A 9,221-nucleotide genomic window follows, 5' to 3' on the forward strand; every position below is an offset into this window, starting at 1 on the left:
AAGGTGCGGTAAGAGCGCACCAGCAGTCGGGAGACCGGCTGGCTTGGTAAACCCCATCTGAAGCAAGACCGAATAGGGAAGGGTTGAGGCTGCCCGCTGACCTTCCGGGTTGCGTCGCTTGATCATCCAAGCAATTGGATGGCTAGACAGATAATCATCACCGTGCAAACGGGACAGAACTCGGCTTATTGAATGCTCGCTCTGTAATTAAAAAGACCGGAATTGCATTTCCGGTCTTTTTTTAATGCCGCTTCCCTGGAATCGAATTTAGGATTGTGGAGGCTTAATCAGTTTCGTAAACTTTACACCATCGTCATTTCGACNNTTCGACCGCAGTGGAGAAATCTCATTCCACAATGTTACCGGTTTCACTTCGTCGGGAGATTTCTTTGAACATGAATGCATACAAAAGAGGATGTGCAAAAATGATTATCATTTTTGCACATCCTCTTTTTAGATTTCTTATTTTGAAAGGGCCAGGGCCTTTTCGAAGGTTTCTTTGATGTTTTCCGATGGTTCCTTATCCAGAAGGCTTACGATGATGATGGCGGCGATGGAGAAGAAGAAGCCGGGCACCAGTTCATAGAGGCCGAACCATTCGAACTGTTTCCAGATAAGTACGGTGACGCCGCCTACGATGACGCCGGCGTAGGCGCCTTTCAAGGTCATCCGTTTCCAGTAGAGGGAGAGGAGTACGGTGGCGCCGAAGCAGGCACCGAATCCGGCCCAGGCGTAGGAGACGATGGAGAAGATATAGCTGTTGGGGTCGCTTCCCAGATATACGGCAATGGCGGAAACCAGAAGGACGCTTAAACGGGACACGCGGATGAGTGTTTTTTCAGAGGCATCCTTTTTCAGGAAGGCCTGGAAGAGGTCGCGGGAAACGGCGGAGGAGGTGACCAGAAGCTGTGAGGAACTGGTACTCATAATGGCTGCCAGAATGGCGGACCAGATGATGCCGGTGATGAAGGGGGCGGACAGGGATTCAGCCATAAGGATGAAGACACGCTCTGCATTGGCGTTTTCCAGAGGGGTGGAGAGGTATGCTTTGCCTACGACGCCGATGGCAATGGCGAAGGTGAGGGAAAGAAGCACCCAGGTCATGGCAATGCGTGTAGATTTCTTCAATTCCTTCGGGTCTCCGATGGCCATGAATTTCACTAGGATATGGGGCTGGCCGAAGTAACCAAGGCCCCAGCCCAGGGAAGAAACGATCATGACTAGAAGAGCGGACATGCCGGTGGAGTCCGGGAAGAAGGAGAAGAAATCGGCTCCTTCCTTGGAAAGAATGTCCAGGGTAGGCATGGGGCCGCCCATGGCGATGGTAGCCGCCACCGGTACATAAATGACGGTGAAGAACATCATGGTGCCCTGGATAAAGTCGGTGAGGGCTACGGCAGAGAAGCCGCCCAGGAAGGTGTAGAATACCACCACGAAGGCGCCGAGGAGAAGGGCATGGAGGTAGGGAATGCCGAAAATGGTATTGAAGAGCTTCCCTGCTGCCACAAATCCGGAGGATGTATAAATGATAAAGAAAAGAATAATAAAGAGGGCGCAGATGAGACGCAGGCCGTTTTTCCTGTCTTCAAAACGGTTGGACAGGTAATCCGGAATGGTAAGGCTGTTATTGGCCACTTCCGTATAATTTCTAAGACGCTGGGAAACAAGGAGCCAGTTGGCCCAGGTGCCGATAATGAGTCCAATGCCCGTCCAGAAAGCAGACAGACCGTGGAGATAGGCATAACCGGGAAGGCCCATGAGCATCCAGCCGCTCATATCGGAAGCTTCGGCGCTCATGGAGGTGAGCCACGGCCCCAGCTGCCGGTCCCCTAAAATGTAGGAAGACAGATTCTTCTGCCTGCGGGAATAATAAAGCCCGATGCTCATCATCAAAACCAGGTACAGCATAAAGGCCAGCGCTATAGGCCAGTTGTTTTCCAAATCCATAACTTTTCCCCCTGCAAACATTCGCAAATTTTTGAAATCTTTTGAAATTTATACATTTCTATGTATTTTAATGAAATATAAAAATCAAAAGATAACAGTGTTTCTTTCAATAATAACGGATTTTAATAGGTATGTAAAGAGGAAGAGAAGGAATATTTCCTGTATAAGCCATTCGTTTGTAAAATAACGGTTAAGGCTCCCACATCGTCATTTCGACTGCAGCAGAGTGGAGTGGGCTGGTGAGTTGGTGTACTAGTGAGCTAGTGAGCTAGTAAGACCAGGGAGCCGCCCTGGAGGGCGGGGGAAAGTCGCCTCCCCTTTGGTGCCTGCGGCACCACCTTTCCCCCGATGTAGCGAGGGCACAATAAATGGAGGAGGGAATCCTCTGAACCTTTCTTCGCCCCTTTCTACACAACCCTTCTACACAACCTGCGCCGTCAGGCGCGGCCCCTTTTATACTTGACATATATCATCTGGGCTATCATAATGAACTAGTACCTTTGCGTCCAGGTACTTTTTAGATTAAAAGGAGACTGCCCATGAAATATAAATTGAAGGCGGCGCTGCTGGCCGCGGCTGTTTCTGCCTGCAGTGTCTTGAGTGTTTCCGCTGCTGAGGCGGCTCATCCTGCTGCGGTGGGGACCGGTACTACGGCGGAGCTGCCGTTGACAGGGGCGGAGGCTCTGCTTTTACCGATTTCCGACACTCCTCTTTCCGACAGCGATTTCCAGGTGCATGGTGTATCCTTGGGAGATTCCATTTCATCGGTTATCCATCGGAAGGGGTTGCCGGAAAAGACAATCCATGAGAATACCAGGGATTCCTATGTTTTTAAGGATCTGACCGTCAAGAGGACAGCCCCTTTCCTTCTTTCCTATTCCGGGCGGGCGGATCTGCCGAAGGATTTTGTTTTCCCCGGCAAAGGGGTGTCTGAAATCCTGGCCGCCGGACCGGCTGCAGTGACTCCTAGAAATGTAGGGGTTGGTACTGGCCGGGAGAATCTGATCCGTGCGTATGGCAGGCCCCTTGCTGTTCTCTGGGATGGTAAGGGACAGTCTTTTGATTTCCGCTATGGCCTTGGAAACAGGGAAATGGTTTTCACTGTGAAGGGGGATCAGGTTTCTTCCATCCGTATGTCTCTTTTGACGGGGCCTGTGAATAAGGAAGATTTGTCCTATCTTGACGGCGAGGGAAAGCTTTTCCTGGGGGATAAGGATTTCCGCATGGCCGGCTATGAGCTGGGAAGTACGTTTAAGCCCCATTCCTTTGAGGAATGGGAAAAGAAGATGGCCAATCCCAGGGAGGAAATCCTCTATTTCCCGGGGTATGCTGTCCGTCTGACGGTGAGGAGTTCCATCATTTCCGCCCTTTTCCTTACGGATAAGCGCATGGTCACGTCCCGGGGACTCACGCTGGGGGATGATGTGTCTACGGTGGAGCTGCTTTACGGGAAGCCCCATCGTCTGGAAATGAATGTATCCGGCAGTGAGCCAAAGACGTCTTACATTTACTTTTCCAAGGGAAAGAGCAATGTGCTGATTATTAATTTTTCAAAAAATAAGGTGGAAGGCATTGTCAGTGCCATGAATCCCACGAAGTAAAGAACCGTTTGAGGTGTTAGTGTGTACGAATATTTCTGTGCGTTAGTTGTTGGTATTGTAGAAGGTCTCACGGAATATGTCCCTGTTTCTTCTACCGGTCATATGATTATTGTAGGTCACATGCTGGGGTTTGAAGGCACCCTGGCAGACCTTTTTGATGTATTTATCCAGCTGGGGGCCATCCTTTCCGTATTGGTGGTATACCGGCAGAAATTCACTTTTATCCTGAATACCCATCACTGGTTCCGCAGGAAGGGGCCCTCTGTGTTTAATCTCTGCGTGTCCATGTTCCCTGCCTGCCTCACGGGCCTTCTCTTCCATGGCTTTATTAAGCACCATCTTTTCAGCCCCACCACCGTTATCATCGGTCTGGTGCTGGGCGGCGTTTTCATGATTGTGGCGGAAAAGACAAGAAAAGGGAAGGAATTTGAAGTGACGAACGTGGATAAGATTTCCACAAAACAGGCTTTCCTTATCGGTCTCTTCCAGTGCCTGTCCCTGTGGCCCGGCTTTTCCCGGAGCGGCAGCACCATTGCCGGAAGCCTTCTGCTCGGCATTTCCCGAAAGGCAGGCGCCGACTTCACCTTCATCATGGCAGTGCCCCTCATGTTCCTGGCTTGCTTCTATGATCTGCTGAAGGTCATCGGCAGCCTTTCCATGGGAGACCTGGGAATCCTGGCCGTAGGTTTCGTCACCGCCTTCGTGGTGGCCTATGCGTCCATCCTCTGGTTCCTGAAATTCCTGAATACATCCACCCTCACCGGCTTTGCCATTTACCGTTTCTTCGTGGCAGCCTTCGCCCTGGTTTATTTCTGGTAAGAATATGAAATAGAAACAGCATTCCTTTTTCGGAGTGCTGTTTTTTTATTGGTAATAGAGAGAGGACGCTTGCGGCGCTTTTGGATAAGATGATAAACGATAGAAATATTGCGGCTGACCGGGCCCGCCTCCCAAAGTCATCCTGAAGAATGCCGGGATTGTCCATAGGGACTTGAGGAAGCACGGATTCCACTTTCTTTTCATTGGTATTTTTTCCTCAAGGGTATGGTAAGATAGGGGAAGCAGAGAACTATATTTTCATTTCAGGAGGACATATGCTTACGACGGACATCCCGAAAATCATAGGACAGGAACTTTCCATTTCTTCACAGCAGGTGGTCAAAACCATGGAACTCTTGGATGAGGGGAATACGGTTCCCTTTATTGCCCGGTACCGGAAGGAAGTGACCGGTTCCCTCACCGATGAGCAGGTACGTCTTGTGTCGGAAAGGGCGGCTTACCTCAGAAACTTTGTGAAGCGGCAGGAGGAAATCCTTTCCAAAATCGAGGAGCAGGGAAAGCTTACGGCCTCTCTTCGTGACAGGATTACGAAGGCGGTGAAGCTGCAGGAGCTGGAGGATCTGTACCTGCCCTATCGGCAGAAACGGGCTACCCGAGCGTCCAAGGCCAGGGAAAGGGGCCTGGCCGGTCTGGCAAAGGCTATAAGGGAGCAGAAGGAAAAGAGGGGGACTGCCCTTTCCTATGCGATTTCCTTTGTCAATCCGGAGAAAGATGTCAATACACCGGAAGAGGCGCTTTCCGGCGCCCGGGATATTCTGGCGGAGGAAATCATGGAAGATGCGTCTCTTCGTCAGGACATACGGAGCCGCCTGTGGAAAAAAGGCATGATTGAAACGGAACTGGATGAATCCAAAGAAGGGGCATCCACATTCCTTATGTACAAGGATCACAGTGAAATGCTGCGCCGTATGCCTTCCCACCGCGTTTTGGCCATGAACCGCGGCGAAAAACTGGGACTTCTCAAAGTTCATATGGATTTCGATCATGAACAGGCTATAGAGGGGATTTTCAGAAAATACTATAAAGGCCCCTCCATTTTCAGGGAAGAACTGCACGGTGCCATAGAGGATGGATATAAAAGGCTCCTTCTTCCTGCTTTGGAAAGGGAAATTCGGAACCGGATGACAGAGGAAGCGGAAAAGCAGGCTATCAAAGTTTTCGGCATGAATTTAAAGCAGCTTCTGCTCCAGCCGCCCCTTGCGGGCTACCGGGTGCTGGGGCTTGACCCGGGCTACCGCACCGGCTGCAAGATGGCTGTGGTGGATGCCACCGGACGGGTGCTTGATCACGGCGTCATCCAGGTAACGAAATCAGAAGGGGAAAGGCAGATGGCGGAAAGGAAAGTACTTTCCCTTATCCGGAAACATGGCGTGACCCTGATTTCTATGGGAAATGGAACTGCTTCCTATGAAACAGAGAAATTCGTTTCCAATCTGATTACTAAAAACCATCTGGATGTGCACTACCTCATCACCAGTGAAGCTGGCGCCTCCGTTTACTCTGCCTCCGAACTGGCAAGGAAGGAGCTGCCGGAGTATGATGTCACTATCCGCGGCGCCGTTTCCATCGCCCGCCGGGTACAGGATCCCCTGGCGGAACTGGTAAAAATCGACCCCAAGGCCATTGGCGTGGGGCAGTACCAGCACGATGTGAACCAGAAACTTCTGGGAGAATCACTGGACGCGGTCATTGAGGACGCCGTCAACCACGTAGGCGTGGATCTCAATACCGCCAGCCCATCCCTTCTTTCCCATATCGCAGGCATCAGCGCCGCTGTGGCAGGAAATATCGTGGCCTACAGATATGAAAACGGCCCCTTCGGAAGCCGCCGCACCCTCCTCAAGGTGCCCCGTCTGGGACCTGTCGCCTTCACCCAGTGTGCCGGTTTCCTCCGCATCAGAAACGGAAAGAGCCCCTTCGACAATACATCCATCCATCCTGAATCCTACGGCCTGGCGGAAAAAATCCTTGCCCTTTTCCACATGGTGCCCGATGATTTAAAGGATGAAAAGGAAATCGCCCGCCTCCGTAAAGAGAGGCCCGGGGTGAATGAAAAAGAAATGGCGGAAAAACTCTCCGCCGGACTTCCTACAGTCCACGACATCCTGGACGCCTTGGTCAGCCCCGGCCGCGACCCCAGAGCCGACCTGCCCCAGCCCCTGACCCGCTCCTCGATTACCGACATTTCCGAAATCAAGGAAGGCACCATCATGAAAGGCACGGTCCGCAACATTACCGACTTCGGCGCCTTCATAGACATAGGCCTCCACCACGACGGTCTCCTCCATGTGTCCCAGATGGGGGAACACCGGGTGAACCATCCCTCCGATGTGCTTGCCGTAGGGGATATCCTGAAGGTGAAGATTATTCAGGTGGATGAAAAAAGAAACCGTATCAGTCTCTCCCTGAAGGGAGTGAAGCAGTAGGAGAAAATTTCATTGCTTCCCTGATCTCATCTTGATTATAAGAAATTAATATAGAAAGAATTAAAGAAATATTATTTGACTAATCGCTTTTAAAATGATAGTCTTGATGTGAATGTTAGAGATGTCCAAGTATTATCTAATCATTTTATTTCGTTTTCAGGAGGCATTTGATGGATTTCTTGCATTTATTCAAAGCCGGCGGGTTTATGATGTATCCGCTGATTCTCTGCTCTTTTATTGTTATTGCTATTTTTATCGAAAGGTTCCGCTTTTATCGGGCCAACCGTTCTCATGTAGACCAGCTTGCCAGGGAGATTCCTGAATTTCTGGAAAGAGGGGATTACGCGGGGCTGAAGGCTCTGCTTGAGAAGGACGGAGGCATTCCGGCTTCCGTGGTGCTGGCAGGTGTTGAGCATATGAATCTGAAAGTGGATCAGACTTCTCTCATTGAAGGGGCGGCATCCCATGCGGCAGGTCTTCTGAAGAATTATCTGAATTATCTGGATGTTATCGTTACCTTGTCGCCTCTGATGGGCCTTCTGGGCACGGTTATCGGTATGATCGGCTCCTTCAATGTGTTTTCTGTGTCCAATGGCCAGCCCTTTGCCGTTACCGGCGGCGTGGCGGAGGCTCTTGTCTGCACGGCCACCGGTCTTTTCGTGGCTATCATTGCCCTCATTGCCTATACCTACCTGTCACAGCAGGTAAGCAATTTCGTTTCCCAGATGGAAAAACTGGGGACCCTGTATTTGGCAATCGTTGAGGCGAAGACAGAATGAAACTGGAATCGATGAATGTGGAGAAGAAACCGAAGATTATGATTATCCCTATGATTGATATCATTTTCTTCCTTCTGGTTTTCTTCATGATGAGCATGCTTTCCATGGTGGTGCAGAAGTCCATCAACCTCAATCTTCCACAGACGGCTACGGCTAAAGTGAATGTGGAGCAGACGATTCCCATCAGCATTACTTCCGACGGCACGATCTACGTGGAGAAGGAAAAGATTGCCAAAGATGATTTCCGGCGGCGTATGGAAATCGAAAAAGGAAGGAATCCTGATCTGGCAGTGGTGCTTCGGGCTGATTCGAAATCGGAACATGGAGATTTTGTATTTGTACTTGACCAGTTGAAATCTGTAGGTATCAGCAAGGTGGGGATTGCTACAGAGTCGAAGACCGGTCAGAATCAGTAAAGAGGTGGTCCCATGCGTACGACTAAGTACCGTTGGTCCTCTGCCTTTGGATTGTCCTTTCTGTGCCAGATAGCGATTTTTGGCGCGTTAACAGGGCTGATGGCTCTTTTTGCGCCGCCCCAGCCCGAACGTGAACCAATCGAGGTGGATTTGGTTTCCGACATCGGCGGCGGTGGCGGTGGAGGCGGAGGCGGAGGAAATTCCGCTGCTGAAGAGCTTCCGCAAATCCATGAGGCGAAGGCAACTCCCACTGCACCTCCTCCTGCAGTCCCTTCCGAGTCAGATGAAGCGGCAGCTGATGATGTGCATGAAATCGCACCGCACCAGGACTCGTCTTCCGAGATGTCTTCTTCATCCGGTGACAGCCAGTCTGCTTCTGATTCTAATTCCGGCGGAAGCGGCGGAGGAAGTGGAGGCGGCACCGGCACCGGTAACGGTACCGGCACAGGAAGCGGCACCGGTTCTGGCAGCGGGGGCGGCAGCGGAAGCGGTGATGGGAATGGCGACGGAAACGGTTCCGGAGGGGAAAGCGGCGGCGGTGAAACCACCGGTATACAGATTCTCAGTGCACCGGCACCCAGCTATCCCGAATCTGCCAGAAGGGCCGGCATTTCCGGCACCACCGTGGTTGGTATGACAGTCTCCACCGATGGCTCCGTATCCAGTGCCTGGGTGGAAAGTTCCTCCGGTAACAGCACCCTGGACAGTGCAGCCGTTTCTGCTGTCTACAGCTGGCGGTTTGTGCCGGCCAAACAGAATGGCACCCCGGTGACAGCCAACTCCAGAGTACCCATTACATTTAATTTGAACGGATAAGTTCATATACATATGAAGATAAGTTCATATACATATGAAAAGAAGCAGTGGTGAATTTATGTATTTTCCACTGCTTTTTGAAATGATAGAGGAATTAAGAGCCATTGAATACGGCTTTTATGTAATTTATACTTGCTGATACGTCATTCCTTCCTGCCGACCGGGATGGTATAGTGAGTTGGTGAGTTGGTGTACTAGTGGGCTAGTGAGCTAGTAAAACCAGGGGGCTGCCCTGGCGGGCGATGGAAAGTCGCACCCCCTTTGGTGGCGCAGCCACCACAATTCCCCCTGTTCGGGGGCACTATGGACGCTCAGCAGTGTGCCACATGAGTCTACAGGGAAGTATAGAGCGGTTTATTCTCCCCCCTGAATAGCAATGCTACTTAGTTAAGGAAC

Annotated in this window: 7 protein-coding genes and 1 other RNA gene; 7 read left to right on the plus strand and 1 reads right to left on the minus strand. The window is 51.1% G+C overall.

Going from position 1 to position 9,221, the window contains the following annotated elements:
- Nucleotides 1–204, plus strand: an RNA gene (rnpB, locus tag B2Y11_RS01825) — RNase P RNA component class A; the annotation flags it as partial.
- Nucleotides 205–462: 258 nt separating this feature from the next.
- On the opposite strand, the gene putP is transcribed toward rnpB, so the two are convergent.
- Nucleotides 463–1,947 (minus strand): sodium/proline symporter PutP, encoded by a 1,485-nt coding sequence (gene putP, locus B2Y11_RS01830; protein ID WP_291055411.1) that lies wholly within the window; start codon nt 1,945–1,947, stop codon nt 463–465.
- A 539-nt stretch (nt 1,948–2,486) separates the two neighbouring features.
- On the opposite strand from putP, the gene B2Y11_RS01835 reads away from it, so the two are divergent.
- The 6 genes from B2Y11_RS01835 to B2Y11_RS01860 all read left to right on the plus strand — a co-directional run bounded on the left by B2Y11_RS01835 (nt 2,487) and on the right by B2Y11_RS01860 (nt 8,825).
- Nucleotides 2,487–3,548 (plus strand): hypothetical protein, encoded by a 1,062-nt coding sequence (locus B2Y11_RS01835; protein WP_291055414.1) that lies wholly within the window; start codon nt 2,487–2,489, stop codon nt 3,546–3,548.
- A 21-nt stretch (nt 3,549–3,569) separates the two neighbouring features.
- Entirely contained in the window at nt 3,570–4,367 is a 798-nt protein-coding gene (locus B2Y11_RS01840; protein ID WP_291055417.1) for an undecaprenyl-diphosphate phosphatase, read from the plus strand.
- A 275-nt stretch (nt 4,368–4,642) separates the two neighbouring features.
- Nucleotides 4,643–6,814, plus strand: coding sequence for a Tex family protein (locus tag B2Y11_RS01845; RefSeq protein WP_291055420.1), 2,172 nt, complete (start codon nt 4,643–4,645; stop codon nt 6,812–6,814).
- 170 nt (nt 6,815–6,984) lie between these two features.
- The gene (locus tag B2Y11_RS01850) at nt 6,985–7,593 is read left to right on the plus strand and encodes a MotA/TolQ/ExbB proton channel family protein (RefSeq protein ID WP_291055423.1); all 609 of its coding nucleotides are present in this window, start codon (nt 6,985–6,987) and stop codon (nt 7,591–7,593) included.
- Complete coding sequence (locus B2Y11_RS01855; RefSeq protein WP_291055426.1) at nt 7,590–8,009, plus strand: ExbD/TolR family protein; 420 nt, start codon at nt 7,590–7,592, stop codon at nt 8,007–8,009. The genes B2Y11_RS01850 and B2Y11_RS01855 overlap by 4 nt, the downstream gene beginning before the upstream one ends.
- 12 nt (nt 8,010–8,021) lie before the next feature.
- The gene (locus B2Y11_RS01860) at nt 8,022–8,825 is read left to right on the plus strand and encodes an energy transducer TonB (RefSeq protein ID WP_291055428.1); all 804 of its coding nucleotides are present in this window, start codon (nt 8,022–8,024) and stop codon (nt 8,823–8,825) included.
- Nucleotides 8,826–9,221 lie beyond the last annotated feature (396 nt).

The sequence above is a fragment of the Dialister sp. UBA1703 genome (assembly GCA_002320515.1).
Taxonomy (GTDB): domain Bacteria; phylum Bacillota; class Negativicutes; order Veillonellales; family Dialisteraceae; genus Dialister.

Excerpts from the sequence above, each read along its gene's own strand:
- B2Y11_RS01855 (WP_291055426.1), top strand. The coding sequence starts at position 7,590 with ATGAAACTGGAATCGATGAATGTGGAGAAGAAACCGAAGATTATGATT.
- B2Y11_RS01850 (WP_291055423.1), top strand. The coding sequence starts at position 6,985 with ATGGATTTCTTGCATTTATTCAAAGCCGGCGGGTTTATGATGTATCCG.
- B2Y11_RS01835 (WP_291055414.1), top strand. The coding sequence starts at position 2,487 with ATGAAATATAAATTGAAGGCGGCGCTGCTGGCCGCGGCTGTTTCTGCC.
- putP (WP_291055411.1), bottom strand. The coding sequence starts at position 1,947 with ATGGATTTGGAAAACAACTGGCCTATAGCGCTGGCCTTTATGCTGTAC.
- B2Y11_RS01845 (WP_291055420.1), top strand. The coding sequence starts at position 4,643 with ATGCTTACGACGGACATCCCGAAAATCATAGGACAGGAACTTTCCATT.
- B2Y11_RS01860 (WP_291055428.1), top strand. The coding sequence starts at position 8,022 with ATGCGTACGACTAAGTACCGTTGGTCCTCTGCCTTTGGATTGTCCTTT.